The sequence below is a fragment of the Kitasatospora sp. NPDC097643 genome, from assembly GCF_040302625.1.
Taxonomy (GTDB): domain Bacteria; phylum Actinomycetota; class Actinomycetes; order Streptomycetales; family Streptomycetaceae; genus Kitasatospora.
The window spans coordinates 32,493-50,761 of the sequence record NZ_JBEOSA010000070.1; the positions used below are offsets into that span (position 1 = coordinate 32,493).

At 74.9% G+C, this 18,269-nt stretch carries 19 protein-coding genes; 12 read left to right on the plus strand and 7 right to left on the minus strand.

Annotated features, from left to right (window positions below; translation table 11 throughout):
• Positions 1-20: 20 nt before the first annotated feature.
• Both ABTY15_RS32685 and ABTY15_RS32690 read right to left on the minus strand, forming a co-directional pair.
• A complete protein-coding gene (locus tag ABTY15_RS32685; protein WP_350603523.1) occupies positions 21-767 on the minus strand; it encodes an SAM-dependent methyltransferase in 747 nt (248 codons plus the stop codon).
• 116 nt (positions 768-883) lie between these two features.
• Positions 884-2,032 carry a glycosyltransferase gene (locus ABTY15_RS32690; protein WP_350603526.1) on the minus strand — a complete coding sequence of 383 codons (1,149 nt, stop codon included), beginning with the start codon at positions 2,030-2,032 and terminating at the stop codon, positions 884-886.
• Between the two features lie 57 nt (positions 2,033-2,089).
• Between ABTY15_RS32690 and ABTY15_RS32695 the strand changes: the two genes are divergently transcribed.
• Positions 2,090-2,866 (plus strand): glutamate racemase, encoded by a 777-nt coding sequence (locus ABTY15_RS32695; protein WP_350603529.1) that lies wholly within the window; start codon positions 2,090-2,092, stop codon positions 2,864-2,866.
• 35 nt (positions 2,867-2,901) lie between these two features.
• Complete coding sequence (locus tag ABTY15_RS32700) at positions 2,902-3,639, plus strand: VOC family protein (protein WP_350603533.1); 738 nt, start codon at positions 2,902-2,904, stop codon at positions 3,637-3,639.
• 132 nt (positions 3,640-3,771) lie between these two features.
• Here the strand turns inward: ABTY15_RS32700 and ABTY15_RS32705 are convergent, their stop codons facing one another.
• Positions 3,772-4,935, minus strand: a complete 1,164-nt coding sequence (locus ABTY15_RS32705) for a polysaccharide deacetylase family protein (RefSeq protein ID WP_350603536.1) — start codon at positions 4,933-4,935, stop codon at positions 3,772-3,774.
• Positions 4,936-5,395: 460 nt separating this feature from the next.
• On the opposite strand from ABTY15_RS32705, the gene ABTY15_RS32710 reads away from it, so the two are divergent.
• The 3 genes from ABTY15_RS32710 (at position 5,396) to ABTY15_RS32720 (ending at position 6,964) form a co-directional block, all read left to right on the plus strand.
• On the plus strand, positions 5,396-5,668 hold the full coding sequence (locus tag ABTY15_RS32710) for a hypothetical protein (RefSeq protein WP_350603539.1): 273 nt from the start codon (positions 5,396-5,398) through the stop codon (positions 5,666-5,668).
• Between the two features lie 239 nt (positions 5,669-5,907).
• Complete coding sequence (locus ABTY15_RS32715; protein ID WP_350603544.1) at positions 5,908-6,417, plus strand: sugar transferase; 510 nt, start codon at positions 5,908-5,910, stop codon at positions 6,415-6,417.
• Between the two features lie 58 nt (positions 6,418-6,475).
• Positions 6,476-6,964: an NUDIX hydrolase gene (locus tag ABTY15_RS32720; protein WP_350603548.1), complete on the plus strand. Its 489-nt coding sequence runs from the start codon at positions 6,476-6,478 to the stop codon at positions 6,962-6,964.
• Between the two features lie 93 nt (positions 6,965-7,057).
• Here the strand turns inward: ABTY15_RS32720 and ABTY15_RS32725 are convergent, their stop codons facing one another.
• Complete coding sequence (locus tag ABTY15_RS32725; protein WP_350603551.1) at positions 7,058-7,597, minus strand: PTS-dependent dihydroxyacetone kinase phosphotransferase subunit DhaM; 540 nt, start codon at positions 7,595-7,597, stop codon at positions 7,058-7,060.
• A gap of 351 nt (positions 7,598-7,948) precedes the next feature.
• On the opposite strand from ABTY15_RS32725, the gene ABTY15_RS32730 reads away from it, so the two are divergent.
• From ABTY15_RS32730 to ABTY15_RS32745, 4 genes are all read left to right on the plus strand, one after another.
• On the plus strand, positions 7,949-8,212 hold the full coding sequence (locus tag ABTY15_RS32730; RefSeq protein WP_502893648.1) for a DUF397 domain-containing protein: 264 nt from the start codon (positions 7,949-7,951) through the stop codon (positions 8,210-8,212).
• Positions 8,213-8,945: 733 nt separating this feature from the next.
• Complete coding sequence (locus ABTY15_RS32735) at positions 8,946-9,440, plus strand: hypothetical protein (RefSeq protein WP_350603552.1); 495 nt, start codon at positions 8,946-8,948, stop codon at positions 9,438-9,440.
• A 68-nt stretch (positions 9,441-9,508) separates the two neighbouring features.
• The gene (locus ABTY15_RS32740) at positions 9,509-9,592 is read left to right on the plus strand and encodes a putative leader peptide (protein WP_350603588.1); all 84 of its coding nucleotides are present in this window, start codon (positions 9,509-9,511) and stop codon (positions 9,590-9,592) included.
• 229 nt (positions 9,593-9,821) lie between these two features.
• Entirely contained in the window at positions 9,822-11,036 is a 1,215-nt protein-coding gene (locus ABTY15_RS32745) for an acyl-CoA dehydrogenase family protein (RefSeq protein ID WP_350603554.1), read from the plus strand.
• Positions 11,037-11,076: 40 nt separating this feature from the next.
• On the opposite strand, the gene ABTY15_RS32750 is transcribed toward ABTY15_RS32745, so the two are convergent.
• Positions 11,077-12,291: an aminoglycoside phosphotransferase family protein gene (locus ABTY15_RS32750; RefSeq protein WP_350603557.1), complete on the minus strand. Its 1,215-nt coding sequence runs from the start codon at positions 12,289-12,291 to the stop codon at positions 11,077-11,079.
• A 472-nt stretch (positions 12,292-12,763) separates the two neighbouring features.
• Between ABTY15_RS32750 and ABTY15_RS32755 the strand changes: the two genes are divergently transcribed.
• Entirely contained in the window at positions 12,764-14,245 is a 1,482-nt protein-coding gene (locus ABTY15_RS32755; RefSeq protein WP_350603561.1) for a DNA-binding protein NsdB, read from the plus strand.
• A 125-nt stretch (positions 14,246-14,370) separates the two neighbouring features.
• Here the strand turns inward: ABTY15_RS32755 and ABTY15_RS32760 are convergent, their stop codons facing one another.
• The gene (locus tag ABTY15_RS32760) at positions 14,371-14,871 is read right to left on the minus strand and encodes a hypothetical protein (protein ID WP_350603564.1); all 501 of its coding nucleotides are present in this window, start codon (positions 14,869-14,871) and stop codon (positions 14,371-14,373) included.
• 287 nt (positions 14,872-15,158) lie between these two features.
• On the opposite strand from ABTY15_RS32760, the gene ABTY15_RS32765 reads away from it, so the two are divergent.
• A complete protein-coding gene (locus tag ABTY15_RS32765) occupies positions 15,159-16,667 on the plus strand; it encodes a HEAT repeat domain-containing protein (RefSeq protein WP_350603569.1) in 1,509 nt (502 codons plus the stop codon).
• Between the two features lie 98 nt (positions 16,668-16,765).
• On the opposite strand, the gene ABTY15_RS32770 is transcribed toward ABTY15_RS32765, so the two are convergent.
• Positions 16,766-17,479 (minus strand): class I SAM-dependent methyltransferase, encoded by a 714-nt coding sequence (locus tag ABTY15_RS32770; protein WP_350603571.1) that lies wholly within the window; start codon positions 17,477-17,479, stop codon positions 16,766-16,768.
• Positions 17,480-17,613: 134 nt separating this feature from the next.
• Between ABTY15_RS32770 and ABTY15_RS32775 the strand changes: the two genes are divergently transcribed.
• Positions 17,614-18,183 carry a DUF4396 domain-containing protein gene (locus ABTY15_RS32775; protein WP_350603575.1) on the plus strand — a complete coding sequence of 190 codons (570 nt, stop codon included), beginning with the start codon at positions 17,614-17,616 and terminating at the stop codon, positions 18,181-18,183.
• Positions 18,184-18,269 lie beyond the last annotated feature (86 nt).

Genomic DNA, 18,269 nt, shown 5'->3' on the forward strand with positions numbered 1-18,269 from the left:
GTCAACTCGGCTAGCGGAGATCAGCCTTGGCGCAGCAGGTACGTGACGAAGCCGAGCGTCCCCCGGTAGCCGTGCAGCCACTCGGCGCGGTGGCGGTCCGCCGCCTCCCGGGCGGCCACCGCGTCCGGGTGCTCCGGGTGGTCCAGCGCCCACTCGGCCAGCGCGCCCGTCCAGGCGAACTCGTAGTCGTCCCACTCCTGTTGGCTGCTCACATGGCCGAACACCGGGGTCCAGCCGGCCGCCAGCACCTGGTCGGTGGTGGTCCCCAGATCCGCGAAGTCGTCCCGGTCCGCGCCCAGCCCCGCCAGCGCGGCCGGGCGCGGCTCGGACTCCCAGAAGCCCTCGCCGACCAGCACCAGGCCGCCCGGCGCCAGCAGCTCGCGGGCCGCCGCGAGCGTCGGCAGCAGCCCGCCGAAGGCGTGCGTGGCACCGACGTTCAGCACCAGGTCGAAGGGCTCGGCGGAGCCGAACTCCCGGGCGTCCAGGTGGTGCAGGCCGATCCGGCGGACCACGCCGAGCGCGGTCGCCGTCTCCCGGGCCCGGGTCAGCGCCGCCGCGTCCAGGTCCACCCCGACCGCCCGCCACTGCGGCCGCGCGGCCAGCGCGCGCAGCAGCCACCCGCCCTCGCCGCAGCCGAGGTCCAGCGCCCGGCCGGCCTCGGTGCGGGCGGTCGCCCGGTCCAGCAGGCGGGCCACCGACTCGTCCGACAGCGGCGCCGCGATCGGGTGGTGGGCGTGGGCGAGACGCGAGATCTGCTGACGGTCCATCCGAGCAGTATGGATCGGGCGGGCCCGCCCCGCCCGGGAAACGGCCGCACCCGAGCGCCCGGTCGTTCGCGGCGTGCTCGGTGCCAGCGGCATGCTCGGTGCCCCCGACGTGCCGCTCAGGCCCGCGAGTACGTCCGGCCCTTCCAGGCCGCCCCCCGGCCCCGCCAGTGCTGCACCGCCGAGTCCACCGTCATCAGCAGGTACAACCCCGCCGTGAACGGCAGCAGCAGCACCGCCGCGGCGGGCTGCCGGTAGTAGCGGACCATCGGCAGGTACGTCCCCGCCATCAGCGCCCAGGCCGCCCCGCCCGTCGCCGCCACCGCCGGCACCCCCGCGACCAGCCCGGCCACCGCCGCCACCGGCGGCACCAGGTACACCAGCACCAGCCCGAGCACCGTCCCGAGCAGCAGCAGCGGCGAGTGCCGCAGCTGGGCGTACGCACTGCGCGACACCATCCGCCACAGCTGCTCCAGCCGCGGGTACGGGCGGACGCTGTCCACCTCCCCGGCCAGCCCCAGCCACGTCCGGCCACCGGAGGACTTCACCGCCCGGGCCAGCGACACGTCGTCGATCACCGCGCCCCGGATCGCCGCCACCCCGCCCGCCCGCTCCAGCGCCTCCCGCCGCACCAGCGAACAGCCGCCCGCGGCGGCCGCCGTCCGGCCCCCCGGGCGGTTGCTCCAGCGGAACGGGTACAGCTGCGCGAAGAAGTACACGAACGCCGGCACGATCAGCCGTTCCCAGCCGGTCTCCACCCGCAGCCGGGCCATCTGCGACACCAGGTCCAGCCCGTTGCTCTCGGCCGCCGCCACCAGCTCCGCCAGCGAGTCCGGGCCGTGCGCGATGTCCGCGTCGGTCAGCAGCAGGTACTCGACGTCCGGGCCGGCCAGTTCCACCCCGTGCCGCAGCGCCCACAGCTTGCCCGTCCAGCCCGGCGGCAACGGGGGCGGTGTGGTGACGGTCAGCTCCAGCCCGTCCAGCCTCCGCAGCTGCGCGGCCAGCGCACCGGTGCCGTCCGAGCTGTGGTCGTCCACCAGGATCACCCGGGCCCGCCCCGGGTACTTCTGCGCCAGCAGCGACGGCAGGCTCACCGGCAGCACCGGCGCCTCGTCCCGGGCCGGCACCACGACCGCCACCCGCGGCCAGCGCACCGGCGGGCGACGCGGCGGCAGCCGCACGTCGGTGCGCCAGAACAACCCGTGGCAGCACGCCAGCCAGAGCCAGACCAGCAGGGAGAACGCGGCGATCCACAGCAGGACGGTCACTCCGGCAGTCTGCCGCAGACCGGGCCCGCACGGGCGGATCGACTAAAGTCTTGCCCTGTGAAGATCGCACTGATGGACTCCGGAATCGGACTGCTGGCCGCCGCCGCCACCCTTCGGAAGCTGCGCCCGGACGTCGATCTGGTGCTCTCCTCCGACCCGGCCTCGATGCCCTGGGGGCCGCACACCCCCGAAGAGATCATCGAGCTCGCCCGCGGCTGCGCCCGCGCCGCCGCCGCGCTCGAACCGGACGCGCTGGTGATCGCCTGCAACACCGCCTCCGTCCACGCGCTCGCCGCCCTCCGGGCCGAACTTGAGCCCGGACTGCCCGTCATCGGCACCGTCCCCGCCATCAAGCCCGCCGCCGCCCTCGGCGGCCGCGTCGCCATCTGGGCCACCCCGGCCACCACCGGCAGCGCCTACCAGCGCGGCCTGATCCGCGACTTCGGCGGCACGGCGGACATCACCGAGGTCGCCTGCCCCGGCCTCGCCGACGCCGTCGAACACGGCGACGACGACGCCATCACCGCGGCCATCGCCGACGCGGCCGCCCGGACGCCCGCCGGCACCGACGCCATCGTGCTCGGCTGCACCCACTACGAACTCGTCGACGAGCGCATCCGCGCCGCCGTCGCCCCCACCGCCTCCCCGGCCCTCGTCCTGCACGGCTCAGCCGACGCCGTCGCCGCCCAGGCCCTGCGCCGCGTCGCCGAACCCGGCCGCACCGGCACCGGCACCCTCACCGTCCTGCACGCCGGCGCCCCCGCCGCGCTCCCCCCGGCCGCCACCCTCTACCCCCAGGGCCGCGCCCTCGCCCTCCCCCTCCCCACCGGCTGACCCCCGCAGCGCAGTGGGCTCCTAGGATCTGCGGCATGGCAACAAGACTCGTGCAGATCAACATGAAGGCCCACGACGACGCCGCGCTCGGCCGGTTCTGGGCGGAGGTACTCGGGTGGGGCGTCGACAGCGAGGGCCCCGGGGTGACCAACCTCGAACCCATCGGCTTCGCCTACCCCGACCCGATGGCCGTCTGCATCGACATCATCGCCCGCCCGGAGCCCAAGACGGTGAAGAACCGGGTGCACCTCGATCTGGCCACCACCTCGACCGCCCACCAGGCGGAACTGGTCGCGCGCCTGAAGGACCTCGGTGCGACGCTCGCCGACGTGGGTCAGGGCGACGTCCCCTGGACGGTCATGGCCGACCCGGAGGGCAACGAGTTCTGCGTCCTGGAGCCCCGCCCGCTCTACCGGGACACCGGGCCGATCGCCGCGGTGGTGGTCGACTGCACCGACCCGCGGGCGATGGCCCGGTTCTGGAGCGAGGCGATGGACTGGACGCTGCACGAGGTCGCCGACGACCACGCGACCCTGCGCTCCGCCCAAGGCGTCGGCCCCTACCTGGAGTTCGTCCGCACCCCCGACACCAAGAGCGGGTGGAACCGGGTCCACCTCGACGTCCGCCCCTACCCGGGTGACGACCTGGCCGCCGAGGAAGCCCGACTGCGCGCCCTGGGCGCCACCGACCCGGGCATCGACCAGTCCGCGATCCACTGGACGGTCCTGGTGGACCCGGAGGGCAACGAGTTCTGCCTGCTCGCCCCCCGCTGACCCGGAGCCACGCCTCGGAGCAACGCCCCGGAGCCCGGCCGGATCGATCACGGCGGGCCAGCGAACCGCGCACGGGAGGTCGGACGGGCCGACTTCCCGTGCGCGGTGGTGCGCGGCGGCGGGTGGGGAGGGTCAGGCGACGGCCTGGCGGCGCCAGCGGCGGTAGGCGGGTTCGAGGCCGGAGAGGATGGTGTCGAAGCGGCGGGTGCTGGTGGTGGAGTCGACCTGGAGGCGGCTGATCTGGAGGGGGTGGTCGGGGAGGCGGGGGCCGAGGCGGTGGTCGGAGAGGAAGCCGAGCCGGTAGCCGAGTTCCTGCAGAACGGTTTCGGCCCGGGGGTCGTGGCCGCCGTCGGGGTAGGCGAAGGCGATGGGCGGTTCGCCGAGCCAGCGGGTGAGGGCTTCGTGGGCGCCGGTGATCTCGGAGCGGACGGTGTCGTCGTCGCAGCGGCCGAGACAGGGGTGCCCCTGGGTGTGGTTGCCGATGGCGACGCCGCCGTCGCGCAGGGCGAGCAGGTCGGCGGGGGTGAGTTGTTCCTGGCGGGGTGGCCGGCGGTCGGCGCTGACCCGTAGTTCGTGCAGGCTGCGCCGGCGGTCGGGGTCGGGCATGGCCTTGAGCCGGCGGAGCAGTTGGGAGGGGTGCCCGCAGTCGAGCGAGCGGGCCCGCCCGCCGTGCCGGGCGAGGAAGTCGGCCTCGTGCCACCAGAAGGGTCGTTCGGTGCCGATGAGTTCGGAGATGACGAAGGCGGTGGCGGGGATCCGGCGGGCGTCGAGGGCGGGCAGAGCGTGGGTGAGGACGCTGCGGTCGGCGTCGTCGAAGGTGACGAGGACGCTGCGGGGTGGCAGCGGTCGCCGTTCGGTGACGGCCTGTAGCACGGCGTTGAGCGAGACAGGGGTGGCGAGTCTTCGGAGCCGGTCGAGCTGGGCGCCGAAGGAGCGGTGGTCGGTGACGCCGTGGTAGGCGAGGACGGCGAGCCGCTGAGCGGCCCGGGCCCGGAACAGCGGCTGGACGGGGGCGAACCGCAGCCATTCGCCCCGTGCGTCCTGGTGACACGCCCCGGTGGGCCCGGCCGGCGACCCCGGGTCGCGTCGGCCGGTCGTGGTCAGGGTGACGTCGCCCCGGTTGACGTCACCCCGGCCGTCGCCGCGACCGGCGCCGGACCGCCGGTCGGGCGCGCAGCCGCCCGCCGTCGCGGAGAGTGTACGGACGCTCGCGCCCGGCCTGGTGGAGGCCAGGGCGATCGCCTTGGTGGGACTGGACGGGGACCGGGATGTGGACCTGGTCCTGGGCGTGGACATGGATGTGGACTGGGACTGCGGCACGGTTCCCCCTCGGTCGCCGAGCGGCGTGGCGGTACCGCCGGAGGACGGAGCCCGGCCTCCGACTCCAGGGACGGCGGCTCCGCCCCTGGGTATTTCCGGTCCGCGGTGGGGGATTCACACCCGTACCGCGAACAGCTCCTGGATCGCTCAATGCCGGTGAGACCGTTGCGCAACGTCAATGGTTGTACCGGGGGGACGAGGATTTTTCGTGGACTGATTGTGGAGCCGGAATGCAGAACCGGACAGGCATGTTCGGAGGCAGCTTGAGAGGCAGCTTCGGAGGCAGCCCGAGAAGCGGGCCGACAAACCGCTCGACGGGCGGATCGGCGCGCGGCCCGCGCTGTCCTCGACCGCCCCTGCGGGCGGTCGCACGCGGTCGTCGTCCGGGCACTCCCTGCGGGCTGCCTCCGGCGCCTGCCCGGGGTACCTTGGGCTCATGGCAGATGCGGACCGTGATCCCTTCCACCTGCACGGCGCGACCCGGATGGCCCGCGCCTGGAGCGGCGGCGCCCTGGTGACCCACCGGCTCCCGTTGACCGTGGTGGGCCTGGCCTGCCTGGCCATGGGCATCGTCGTGGCGGTGGCCGTGCCGGACAGTAATGGTCCGGCCTGGGCGATGGCGGTGGCCGGCTGTCTGGCGGCGGGCGTCCTGCTGCTGGGCCGGCTCGCCTTCGGTCTGCGGCGCTACCGCCGCGACGCCACGCTCTAGCCTCCGCCGGGCCCTGCACCGAGGGCGCCGGATCGGGGCTCGGACGGCACGCGGTGCCGGTTCTTCGACCGCATTCGGCATTTCGAACGGCAGATCGATCGATATTGGTCAGATCGACCGAACGTCACCCTGTCGGACAATCTTCAACTTCAATCTTCCGCCATTCCCCGACAACACCTTCCAATCGCCTTTACTGTGAATACGTTCTTGCGGCTCGACGACGCCGTGGAGGGGGAGCGATGAGGCGCGGCGGGGACCTCGCCCTCGCGGCTCTGGCCGGGATCGTCGCGGTGCCGCTGGCGCTGGTGATCGCCGGGCTGCTGCGCTGCACCGCCGCCGGACCGGTGCTCCTGCGCCAGACCCGGACCGGTCGACACGGCCGGGAGTTCCAGATCCTGCGCTTCCGCACCCGCCCGGCCGGCCGGCTCGGTGCCCTGCTCCGCCGCACCGCCCTGGACGAGCTGCCCCGGCTGTGGAACGTCGCCCGCGGCGAGATGGGCGTGATCGGACCCCGGCCCGCCCACCCCGACCAGGTGGTCCGCTACTCCCGCCGCGAGCGCGGCCGCCTCGCCGTCCGGCCGGGCCTGACCGGCTGGGCCCAGCTCCAGGCCCGTCGCCCGCTCAGCCGGCCGGAGTGGGCCGAGCTGGACCTCTGGTACGTCGAGCACCGCTCGCTCCGGCTCGACCTGCGGATCCTCGGCCTGACCGTCCTGGCACTGCTGCGCCCGGACGGAGATCCCGCCCGCTGAGCCGCCGACCCGCCACATCGGCGGCGGCCCGCCGACCCTCGTCGGTAGGCTGCGGCGCATGGCCATTCCCGCATTCCTCGCCGATCTCCGCGCCCTGGTGGGCACCCGTCCGCTCTGGCTGAGCGCCGTCGTCGCCGTCGTGCTGGACGACGCCGACCGGGTGCTGCTCGCACGGCGGTCCGACGACGGCCGGTGGGCGCCGGTCGGCGGCATCCTCGAACCCGGTGAGCAGCCCGCCGACGGCGTGGTGCGCGAGTGCCTGGAGGAGACCGGGGTGGCGGCCGTGCCGGAGCTGCTCGCCTCCGTCACGGTCACGCCGCCGGTGACCTACCCGAACGGCGACGTGGCGGAGTACCTGCTGCTGACCTTCCGGTGCCGCGCGGTCGGGGGCGAGGCGCGGGTCAACGACGACGAGTCGCTGGAGGTCGGCTGGTTCGCGCTGGACGAGCTGCCGCCGATGATCGACGCCGAGCACGAGCGGCTGCGCCACGCGCTGGAGTGCGAGGGGCCGGCCGTCTTCACCTGGGAGGGCAAGGAGCGCCCCTGACCCGGCCGCCCCTGACCCGGCCGCCTCTGACCCGGCCGGCCCGCCCTGGCCGGCCCGCCCCGGCTGGGCCGCCGGCCGGTGGATCCCGGTCCGTCAGCCCTTGTGCTGCCGGTAGGCCTCCTCGGCGGCGTCCAGGACGGCGGTGAGGTCGCCGCCGGCGGTGGCGGTCGCGGCGGCGGCCACCGCGCCCTCCACGAACGGCGCGTTGGCGAAGCGGACCGGGAACGGCAGGCCGTGCTCGTCGGCGTCGGACAGCAGGGCGCGGACGGTGGTCACGGCGCTGCCCAGGTCGGCGAGCACCACCACGCCGTGGCCCTGGTCGACCCGGCGGGTGGCGGCGGCCACCAGCACCGCGCTGATGCCCGGCCCCGTCTCCGGGTCCCCGCCGGTCGCCGCGACCGGGGCGGGGGAGTCGGATCCGGTCAGGGCGAGCGCCAGGGACCGTACGGCGGTGGCCAGTTCCTGGCTGTGCGACACCAGGACGATCCCGACCCGGCCGTGGGCGGGCGGCCGGCCGGGGGTGGGCCGGGGCAGCGGGGTGCGCGCGGGCGGGGTGCGGGGTGCCGGGGGGTGGGCCGAGGGGGCGTCGGAGATGGGGATGACGTCGGCTCGGGTGCCGTCCCGGCGGCTCATCGGCTTGCTCCCTCTGGGCGGTGCGGTCGGGGCCGTACGGGGCGCTGTGGGGCCGCGTACGGTCGGCGGGTGGTCCCGCGCTCTGGCAAGCACTCTGGCAGCTGCCCGGGGCCCGCCGGGCGGGACACGCTTGAGCGGTTCTCGGGCGGTGCCCGTGCGCGGCCCGTGCACGGCTCGGGCGCGGCTCGGGCGGGGCCCGACACCCCGTCCCGCACGGTGCCCGCGCACGGCCCCCGGGACGCCGTCGGCGGGCCCCGGGCCCCGGCGGGGGGAGTCCTGGTCAACCCGCTGACCGGGGTGGGCGGGTGTGGCTAGGCTGGCCCGGAAATGCCGTCGGGAGGAGAGCGGATCGTGTCAGTCGACAGCGGGACGGACGTGGAGACGGGTGGCGCGGCGCCGGAGCTGGCGCCGAGCGGGAAGCCGAAGGTGGACTTCACGGGGGCGACCTGGCTGTGCAGCAGTCAGGGCGTCGGGGACGTCCAGATCGCCTTCGTGGACGGGTACATCGGGATGCGGGACGGCCGCCAGGAGGACGGACCGGTGCTGGTCTTCACCCCCGCCGAGTGGCGGGCCTTCGTGCTCGGTGCGCGGGACGGCGAGTTCGACCTCACCTGATCCCGAGGGCCCCTGAGGGCCCGTGAGGGGCGGGAGCTGCGGAGCGGGACCGGTCACGGGACCGCTCCGCAGTCGATTTTTCACCTCTGATCGGCACAACTGATGATCTTTTGAGCGTGCCCCGTCAGAATTTCTGTTGACTGTTAGACAAACGCAGCTCAGAGTATGAGCACAGGCAGACGCCGTGCCCACCGCCCCCACGCGGCCAGACACGGCGCCTGCTGTGCAGCCCGGCAGCGCTGCCAGGCCATCCTCCCAGTCATCCCCTGCGCACCGGGGTGCGTCGGCCGGTCCCGGCCCACGAGGGGCCGGCAGTCGCCGGGAGGCTGGCGCCGAAGCCGAGAGCGACTCGGACCTCGGCACCGTTTGCTCGGGACCCGCACGCCCCCACGCGGCGGCGTCCCGAGCAGATCCACGGGAGCGACGGGCCGGGGCCCCGCGGATCTGGCTCTTGGTGCATGGAACTGTTGGCTTGTGTGTTGTGCTGTGCGTGACGACGAAGCTGGGTGCTCGGCGGTTCGGCACGACAAATGTGCACAGTGAGGGATACGCGTGTAGGGCCGCGTTGCGACGTGCCGTCCCCCCGGAGGGTGAAACCCAGAACGGCTGTCGTGCTGAACCGAACGTAGCCCGGACGGTTGCTCAGAGTCAACATTGGTCTCTGAGCGTCGATCTCCCGCCGGGGCCCCACCCACCTCGCGAGCGCGGTGTGCCGGACACGTACGATGTTCCCATGTCTTTTCTCCGCCGTCGCTCCGGACAGCCCGCCGGCCCGGACTTCGACGTGCTCGCGATGGACCCGGGCGACTGGCCCGGCGACTTCGGTGCGGCCATGATGACCGGCCCGGACGGCTCCTGCCAGGGGATTTTCCTGCGCTACGACCTGTTCGGCGGCAGAGGCCCCGCGATGTTCATCGGGAACCTCCCCGAGGGCTCGCCCGCCCGCGACACCGGCGACGACGTGCCCTTCGAGGTGCGGCAGCTGCTCGCGGCGCTGGAGAACGACGAGCCGGTCGAGTTCGTCTCGGCCGAGGACTTCCCGGTCATGCTCGGGGACGACCTGCTGATCGTGAAGAAGGTCAAGGTCAGCGAGGAGCGGGTGTTCTGCGCCCAGTTCGGGCGCAGCGACGGCGTCCAGGTCACCATCGCCTCCTGGGACCGACCGATTTCGGACGACCTGTATCAGCTGCTGAAGCCGCTCCCGGCGGACATGTTCCAGCAGGGCTGACCGGCGGGTCCGCCACGGGCCCGGACGTCGCTTGACGGTTTCGATCACCGGTTCGTACAGTCGCGAACATGTCGTGCCGTCTCCCGCTGCTGACCCGTCGCAGGCATCTCGACCTGCGGCGCACCGCCAGCGCGGCGTGTCCGGGCCGCTGAGGGGACGCTCGTCCCCGTGGCGGCGGGCGGCCGGCCGTACCTGGCCGGCGCCGGATCCGGGGGTGGGCCGCGAACCGACCCCCGGGCCGCCAGTCGGTACCGCGCGCCGGGGGGTGTGTCCCGTGCTGCGCCGCCCGCGTTCGCCGAGCCCACGCTGCCGCCCGGAGGCCCCAGCACCATGACGACCCGTGCCGCTGATCGTTCGCCCGCAGACCGTTCCCCGTCGGCCGTGCCGACGACGGGTTCCGGCCAACCCGCGCCCGACCGGTCGGCCGTCGAGGCGGCCCTCGCCGGGCTGCCCCGGGTGGTCGACCTGCTCGCCGCCCGGGCCGAGGAGCACGACCGGGACGCCACCTTCCCGTACCAGGGCATCGAGGCGGTGCACGAGGCCGGGCTGCTCACCCTGACCGTCGACCGGCGGTACGGCGGGCCGGGCGGCACGCTCGCCGACACCGTCCGGGTCCTCGCCCAACTCGGGCGCGGGGACGCCTCGGTGGCCGTGGTCACCGCGTTCACGCTGCTGGCGCACGCCGAGCAGGCGCGCCGGGCGGCCTGGCCGGCGGCCGGCTACCGGCGGCTGCTCACCGAGTCCCGGCGCGGGCCCGCCCTGGTCAACGCGCTGCGCGCGGAGCCCGGTTCGCGGCCCGGGGCGCTGCCGGAGACGGTGGCCCGGCGGGACGGCGACGGCTGGTCGCTGAGTGGCCGGAAGACGTACTGCACCGGGGCCGAGGCGCTGGCCTGGATGGCGGTGACCGCGCGGACCGACGAACCCGAGCCCCGGACCGGGACGTTCCTGGTGCGCGGCGAGAGCGAGGGGCTGGAGATCGACCCGACCTGGGACCAGCTCGGCCTGCGGGCCAGTGCCAGCCACGACGTGGTGCTGGACCGGGTCCGGGTGCCGGCCGATCTCGCGCTGGGCCTCACCGCCCCCAAGGGGAACGGGAGTTCGGTCGAGGAGCGGGCCGCCGCCGAAGCCGCGGCCGCCGAACTGTCCCGCGCCTGGCAGGAGCTGGCCCTCTCCGCGGTGGCGGTCGGCGTGGCCCGGGCGGCCCAGGCCTGGCTGGTCCGCTTCCTCAACCAGCGCACTCCGGCCAACCTGACCGAACCGCTCGGTACCCTGCCCCGCTACCGCTGCGCCCTCGGCGAGATCGAGGCCCAACTGATCGGCGCCGAGGAGCTGGTGGCGGGGCTGGCCCCGCGGGTGGACCGGGGCGAGCCGGACGCGGTCGCCCGGACCGGTCCGGCCCACCTGCTGGCCGTCCGGGCCGCCACCTCGGCCGTCCAGCAGGCGGTGTCGCTCACCGGCAACCCGGGCCTGAGCCGGCGTTACCCGTTGGAGCGTTACCTGCGGGACGTGCTCAGCAGCCGGGTCCACCTGGCCCCGGACGAGGCCGTGCTGGAGGCCGCCGGCCGGGCCGCCCTGGAACGCGGCGCCCGGCCGTAGCCCGTCCCGTCAGCCGGCCGAACCAGCCGGGCCGGCTGGTTCAGCGCGTCCCGACCGCGGCCCGGACGGCCCGGCGGGCCAGCGCGGCGTCGTCGTAGAGCCGGCGGATCATGATCCGCTGCTCCTCGCCGGCGCCCGGGACGTCGTACAGCCGGATCTCCCGCATCAGCACCAGCACCAGGTTCACCAGGAACGCGTCCCGGGCCAGCGTGCCGCCGCTCTGGGCGAGTTGGCTGATCTGGCGGCGCGCGGCCGTGTCGCCGGAGAGCACGCTCCAGAGCACCGCCAGGTCGTACCCGGGCAGGTACCAGCCGGCCTGCTCCCAGTCGACCAGCACCGGCCCTGACGGCGCCAGCAGCATGTTGCTGAGCAGGGCGTCGCCGTGGCAGAGCTGCAACGGGGTGTGGCCGAGGCCGTGCAGCAGGCCGCGCAGGTCACCGGCGTCCCGGTCGGTGAGCTGGCCCACCGAGTGGTACCGGGCGATCTCCACCTGGTAGTCCAGGCGCGGCTGGAACACGTCGGTCGGCGGCCGCCACAGGTTGAGCGTCCGGACGGCGGTGAGCAGCGCCCGCACCTCGCCCGGGGTGGGCGCGTTGACGGGGTGGCGCTCCCGGGCGGCCGGCCGCCCGGGAACGCGCTCCAGGACGAGCACGCAGCGGTCGTGGTCGGCCGCGACCAGCCGGGGCAGCCGCACCGGCGGACGGTGCCGGACGAACGCCCGGTAGACCGCGACCTCGTGGTGGAAGTCGGCCACCAGCTGCTCGAAGTGCCCGCTCCGCACCGCCTGCGGCGCCAGGCACTTGGCGACCACCGGGGCCCGCCCGATGGTCCCCGCCACCAGGATGTGGCGGCTCCCCTCGCGCAGCACCTGGCGCGGGGTGAACGCCGGACATATCCGCGCGACGCTCGCCAGCGCGGCCCGTACCGCCGGGGTCTGCAACGCCGACGGGTCGATCCGCTCGGGGCCGAGGGGCTGACCGGGGCGGTGCGGCTGGCGGAGCACCCGGCCGTCGGCCTGGCGGGCGAGCGGGATCCGGCCACCGGCGGGCAGGGCGGTGTCGGGGCCGCGCAGCCCCAGCGCCGTACGGCCGGCCGGGACCCGGGCTTCCGTGGGCCGGCCCTCGGTGCCGCGCGGAGCCACCGGACGGCTCTGCGGGGGCACCGGCTTGGGGCCGGGACGGCCGGCGGCTGCGGTGGGGGGGCGCAGCGCGGTACGGGTCGCGGTCGGCGAGGGGGTCGTCGCTGAGGAGTACATGGGGTGAGGGTGGTCCCTTCCTGTCCGTCGGCGGGGCGCGCCCCGCGGTGCGGGGAGGGCCGGTGCCGTGTGCTTCCTGGCGTGACGGCGGCCCTCGCTCGGGCGGTGGGTGGTGCGCGGGCGCCGGGCACGGACGAGGGGTCAGGACCCCTGCTGCGGCGGTGTCCCGACCGTCCGCACCCTGGGGAATGCGGTCGGCCGGACTGCCGTGGCCGTGCCCGGCGCCCCCGCGCCACCCGGCCGCGCCACCCCCTCGGGTGACAACCGGGGACGTCCCGTGCCACGGTCGGGGGACTGCCCCGACGCCGGTGGGACGCCGCCCGACCCGGGGGCGAGGTGGCGCACCCCTACAACACACCCGCGGCGCACTGGCTTAGTAGTCTGGCGGGCCCTGGCGAACGGTGGCGAATGCTCGCCTGGCACTTGCCGGAGCCTCTAGCCTCGAACCAGCCGAGGAACCTGGGGGCTTCACGTGAGCAGGGGACCCAACACCCGACTCGCCGACCTGTTCGTCCTGACCGGATGGTCGAAGGGCGAACTGGCACGGCTGGTCAACCGCCGGGGTGCCGCGATGGGGCAGCAGCAGCTGTCCACCGACACGTCGAGGGTACGGCGTTGGATCGAGCAGGGGGAGATCCCGCGCGATCCGGTGCCGAGGGTGCTGGCAGCCGTGTTCACGGAGCGGCTCGGCCGTGTCGTCACCACTGAGGACCTCGGTCTCGAACGACACCGGCCCACCAGGTCCGGAGCGGCTCCGTCCGCAGCAGTGCCATGGTCGCCGGATAGAACGGCCGCGGTCCTCACCGAGTTCACGGGAATGGACCTCATGCTGAACCGACGTGGATTGGTGGGCGCGGGTGCCGCGCTCACGGCCGGGACGGTCATCGCCGACTCCCTGAAGGGCTGGCTGGGCGGGGACGCGGTCGCGTACGCGGCCTCGGTGCCCGGACCGCGACAGGTGATCACCGAGGGCGGGGCGCGCCCGGTGGTGGACGTGTACGACGCGGGCCCGGTCGGGCTCGACGAGGTGGAGTCGCTGGAGCGCTCGGTGGAGGTGTTCCGGGCCTGGGACGCGGCCCGCGGCGGCGGCCTCCAGCGCAAGGCGGTGGTCGGTCAACTCAACGAGGTGGGCGGATTGCTGACGCACCGCCACGGCACCGCCGTGGAGCAGCGGTTGTGGCTGGTCGCGGCCAACCTGGCGGTGCTGGCGGGCTGGATGTCGCACGACGTGGGCCTGGAGCCCACCGCCCAGCGGTACTTCGTGATCGCGGCCGAGGCGGCCAAGGAGGCGGGCGACCGGCCGCGGGCCGGCGAGGCGATCTCCCGGGCCGCGCGGCAGATGGTGCACCTGGGCCGGGCCGACGACGCGATCGACCTGATGTCGGCGGCGAAGGCGGGTGGCGGCCGGCTGCTGCCGAGAACACGGGCGATGTTCAACACCGTCGAGGCCTGGGCGCACGCCTCGATCGGGCACTCGCAGGACACCTGGCGGCTGCTCGGCGAGGCCGAGGACCTGTTCGCCGAGGACGCGCCGGAGGCCTCGCCGTCCTGGATGCAGGTGTTCGACGAGGCCGAACTGCGCGGCATGCAGGCGCTGGTGCTGCGCACGCTGGCCGAGCACGAGCCGGCGGCCGCCGCGCAGGCGCAGCGGCACGCGGAGCGGGTGATCACGCTGCGGGAGGGCACCGGTCAGCTGCGTTCGGCGCTGTTCGACCGGATCACCCTGGCCTCGGTGCACTGGCTCACCGGGGAGCCGGACGCGGCGCAGACCCAGGCCAAGCTGGCGATGAACCTGATCGGCCAGAACTCCTCGCACCGGACCTGGGACCGGCTGCGGGAGATGTACCGGCTGACCGCGCGCTACCGGGGGCTGCCGGTGGTGGACGAGCTGCGGGCGGAGCTGGGGCGGGAGTTGCGGGCGGCGGACGCCAAGAAGCGGCCGAAGCTCTCCTGAGGCCGCCCCGGGGCTGTCCGTGGGACGGCTCCGGCGCGGGACGGTTCAGGCTCGGAACGGCTCCGGCGCGGGACGGTTCAGGCTCGGAACGGCTCCGGCGCGGGATGGTTCGGGCGCGGGCCGGTTCAGGTCAGGGACACCGAGCGGAGCACCATGCGCAGCGCCGTGACGGTGCCGTCCGGGCCGAGGACGGGCTCGCCCGCGCACTCCACGTACTCGCGCAGGCCGTCGGCCCGGCGGACCCGCAGGGTGCCGACGGCGACGCGCCCGTGCACCAGGGCGTCGGTCATCATCCGCCGCAGCACCGGTCGGTCCGCCTCGGGGAGGCGGTCGGGCAGCCGGTCGAGGCTGAGCGGGCCGTGCCCGGGGTCGCAGCCGAGCAGCTGGTAGGTCTCCGCGTTCCAGCGGACGCCGTCGGTGAGCAGGTCCCACTCGGCGGAGCCGATCCCGGGGCTGGACGGCTCCTGCGCCGTGCCGTCCACTCTGCCGTCCGTTCCGCTGTCGTCACCGTCGTCGGGGTCGCCCCCCGGGCCGCCGTTCGTGGCGCCCGGGCCGTTCGCCGCGCCCGCCGGGCCGCCGTCCATCGTGGTGGCCGGCGGGCGGGCGGTGGCTAAGGGCATGTTCATGACGGGTCCATCGCTCGGGAGCGGCCCGCTCGATGCGGGCCTGCGGGTTGTGAGAAGACTGTCGCACAGCGCAGTCACCCCCGTGGGCGATTTGGACAGATCGCAGGCAAAATTCCCGTGGCATATGCCACTGTGGCACCGGCCTTCGTCGCCCTGTGTGCGGACGGGTGCCCGAGGCGGTAACCTTCGGTGATTCCGGCGCCCGGGCGCCCACCGCAGTACCGACCAGAGACCCCGGCGACGGAAATCCCGTTGCCACTACGACCGCCGCAACGGATGCTGACCTCATGTTCGAGCCAGTGATAGCACCTAGTGCCAGCCTCCTCGGCCTCCTTCAGCGAGGCCGCGGTGACGGGCAGCTCCACGCGCTGGCCGCCGACCGTACCGAGGCCATCGCCGCACTGGAGGAGTGCGTCACCAGGGATCCCCGAGCGGACTGGCAGGTCGAGAGCCGCTCGCTGTACTACGCCCGTCTCTACATGGAGCTGGAGGCCCCCCTCGACGGGATCGAGGACCACCTCCACTCGCCCGAGGACCTGGTCAGCGACGACGAGAACCGCACCGGGCTGGCCCTCTCCGTCCTGGGCCACCTCGCCGCGTACGGCCGGCGCGACGCGCTGCTGATGCTGCGCGAGTACGCCGCCACCGGCGCCAACTGGGCCTGGGCCCTCGACGAGCTCGCCCTGCGCGACGACGACCGCGGCCTGCTGCTGCTCGGTACCGCCGTGCTGGACCACTTCCCGGCGGGCCCCGAGGGCGACGCCGAGCTGCGCGAGTTCATCCGCAACGCGTACGAGCCCCGGCCCTGGCGGCTGTGGGCGGCCTACCATCCGAGAGTGGCGGCGGCCAGCGAGCAGTCCCCCTTCGACCTCTGGCAGCGCCAGCTCAACCGCAGCGGCGTCACCCCCGGCTGGTCCACCGCCGACGTGCTGGCCTGGGCCGACCAGGGCGACCTCGGCGGCCTCGGCGCGGGCGCCTTCCTCGGCCGCCCCGACGCCGGCCCCGAGCCGGCCCGCGGCGCCGACCCGACCGGGCCCGACGCCGTGGACCGGCGCGCCGCCGCGGCCGCCCGCTGCCTGACCGCCGTGGTCCGGCCCGAGGACCGGCCGCTCGTGCTGGAGGCCGCGCGCGGCGGACTGCCCGGCGCCCGCCGCGCGGCCCTGCGGTACCTGGTCGACCAGCGGGACCCGGCCGCCGTCGAGCTGATCGAGGCCGCCGCCGCCGACGTGGACGACCGGATCGTGCGCGCCGCCCTGGAACTGCTCGGCCGGATGCGCGGCCCCGAGGTGCTGGCGCACGCCCGCCGCTGGGCCGACCCGGCCACCGGCGGGGCCGACAGCGCCCTCGGCGAGGCGGCCGTCCAGCTGCTCGCCGACGCCGGGGAGCCGGCCGACGCACCGCTGGTGGTCGCTGGGCTGCGCCGCTGGGTGTCGGTCCGCGGGGTCGCCGGCCCCGGTCTCGGGTCGCTGGTCGACGGTGCGGGGCGGCTGGCCGCCGCCGACGCCGTCCCCGTCCTGCGCCACGTCTACGGGGAGGCCGCCTCCTCCGAACTGCGCGGACGTGCCGCCCGGGCGCTGGCCGCGACCGATGTGCACTTCCCCGAGGGGCCCGCCGTCGAGTGCCTCTGGGACTGCGAGGAGTCCACCCGCGAGCTCGCCGCGCGCCACGTCGCCACCACCGGCGACGCGCGTGTGCTGGAGCGCCTGCGCCGGCTCGCCGCCGACCCGGCCGAGGAGGCCGAGGTCCACGCCGCCGTCCGCGGCCGGCTGACCGCCGCCCGGGAGTTCGGGCGTTAGGGTCCGCTGACGACGCGCGCGTGGGCCGGGACACCGAGGACGGTGTCCCGGCCCACGCTGTTTTCCGCCCTTGTTCGTCGCGTTTCTGAAACGTCGTTCTATGTCACCGCGCCCGCTCGGGCGGCGGGCCGGGCGCGGACCCAGGTGCGGTCCTCGGTGAGGTAGCGCTCGACCCCCAAGCCGGCGTCCGCGAGCGCCTGCTCGAACGCCTCGGTGCTGAGCGGGCGGGACAGGAAGGTCTGCGTCCAACGGGCGTCCGGGAACTCGTACTCGACGTGAACGGAGTTCACGCCGTCCCCGACCGGCGTCGCCGAGGCGATCCGGACCAGTCCGTCCGCCCCGATCCGGCTCTCGCGCGGCACGTTGCGGTGCCAGTCCTCGCCCTCGCGCTGCACCAGGACGCAGCCGTCCTCGGCCACATGGCGCCGGCAGGTCTCCAACAGGCCCTGGCGGACCGCGACATCGCCCGCGTGGACCAGGAAGGAGGCGAGCAGGACGACGTCGAAGCGCTCGCCGAGGTCCAGCCGCTCGATCGGGCTGCGGACGGTGCGGACGCCGTCGCGCACCTGGGCCAGCATCGCGGCGGACTCGTCCACGGCCGTCACGGTGAAGCCCCGGTCGGTCAGCGGGTGCGTCATCCGGCCCACGCCGCAGCCCAGTTCGAGGATGCTCGCGCCGGCCGGCACCGCGCCCTCGATCACGTCCGGCGCCTCGCCCACCGGGAGCCGGGTCCACACCTCGACCGCGCAGCCGTCCGGGGTGATCGCGCCCGGTCCCGTTCCGTCGTAGCCCTCGCGTCGCTCGTCGCTCATGCGGATCATCCGAACACGGAACGGACGGTGGGGGAAGAGGGCGTGGAGACGGGGGTTCCCAGATACCCCCGAGGGGTATATGTTCGCTGTCGACGGAGCGAGCGAGCGGCGCCACGGAGCAGTCGGAGGACGAGATGGCACACCCCACCCAGCACGGGCAGCAGCACGCCGGGCACGCCGGCCACGAGGGGCACCAGGGACACGAGGGGCATGGGCACCACGAGCACCACGGGCACGCGGGGCACGGTGCGCAGGCCGGCGGGGCGAGTTGGCGGACCGCCGCCCAGGCGACCCTGCACTGCCTCACCGGCTGCGCCATCGGCGAGGTGCTCGGCATGATCCTGGGCACCGCCTTCGGCCTGCACAACGGCGCGACCGTGGTGATCTCGGTGCTGCTGGCCTTCGTCTTCGGCTACGCGCTCACCATGCGCGGCGTGCTGAAGGCCGGGCTGGACCTCGGCGCCGCCGTCAAGGTCGCGCTGGCCGCCGACACCGTGTCGATCCTGGTGATGGAGCTGATCGACAACACCGTGATGGTCGCCGTGCCGGGGGCGATGGACGCGACCCTGGCGGACGCGCTGTTCTGGTTCTCGCTGGCCGGTTCACTGGTGCTGGCCTTCCTGCTGACCGTCCCGGTCAACCGCTGGATGATCGGGCGCGGCCAGGGTCATGCCGTCGTCCACGCCCACCACGGCCACCACTGAGTCCCTGCCCCGCACCGCGCGAAGGCCGCGGCCGGGTGCGGGGGCACCCCCCGGGGCCGCCCCCGGCGGGCGCCGGCCCCCGCGGG

What these genes read in the sequence shown, in the direction of transcription:
- ABTY15_RS32750 (WP_350603557.1), bottom strand. Translation starts at nt 12,291, where the DNA reads ATGTACTCCTCAGCGACGACCCCCTCGCCGACCGCGACCCGTACCGCG.
- ABTY15_RS32775 (WP_350603575.1), top strand. Translation starts at nt 17,614, where the DNA reads ATGGCACACCCCACCCAGCACGGGCAGCAGCACGCCGGGCACGCCGGC.
- ABTY15_RS32685 (WP_350603523.1), bottom strand. Translation starts at nt 767, where the DNA reads ATGGACCGTCAGCAGATCTCGCGTCTCGCCCACGCCCACCACCCGATC.
- ABTY15_RS32770 (WP_350603571.1), bottom strand. Translation starts at nt 17,479, where the DNA reads ATGAGCGACGAGCGACGCGAGGGCTACGACGGAACGGGACCGGGCGCG.
- ABTY15_RS32765 (WP_350603569.1), top strand. Translation starts at nt 15,159, where the DNA reads ATGTTCGAGCCAGTGATAGCACCTAGTGCCAGCCTCCTCGGCCTCCTT.
- ABTY15_RS32705 (WP_350603536.1), bottom strand. Translation starts at nt 4,935, where the DNA reads ATGTCCACGCCCAGGACCAGGTCCACATCCCGGTCCCCGTCCAGTCCC.
- ABTY15_RS32735 (WP_350603552.1), top strand. Translation starts at nt 8,946, where the DNA reads ATGTCTTTTCTCCGCCGTCGCTCCGGACAGCCCGCCGGCCCGGACTTC.
- ABTY15_RS32725 (WP_350603551.1), bottom strand. Translation starts at nt 7,597, where the DNA reads ATGAGCCGCCGGGACGGCACCCGAGCCGACGTCATCCCCATCTCCGAC.
- ABTY15_RS32715 (WP_350603544.1), top strand. Translation starts at nt 5,908, where the DNA reads ATGAGGCGCGGCGGGGACCTCGCCCTCGCGGCTCTGGCCGGGATCGTC.
- ABTY15_RS32700 (WP_350603533.1), top strand. Translation starts at nt 2,902, where the DNA reads ATGGCAACAAGACTCGTGCAGATCAACATGAAGGCCCACGACGACGCC.
- ABTY15_RS32760 (WP_350603564.1), bottom strand. Translation starts at nt 14,871, where the DNA reads ATGAACATGCCCTTAGCCACCGCCCGCCCGCCGGCCACCACGATGGAC.
- ABTY15_RS32740 (WP_350603588.1), top strand. Translation starts at nt 9,509, where the DNA reads ATGTCGTGCCGTCTCCCGCTGCTGACCCGTCGCAGGCATCTCGACCTG.
- ABTY15_RS32710 (WP_350603539.1), top strand. Translation starts at nt 5,396, where the DNA reads ATGGCAGATGCGGACCGTGATCCCTTCCACCTGCACGGCGCGACCCGG.
- ABTY15_RS32720 (WP_350603548.1), top strand. Translation starts at nt 6,476, where the DNA reads ATGGCCATTCCCGCATTCCTCGCCGATCTCCGCGCCCTGGTGGGCACC.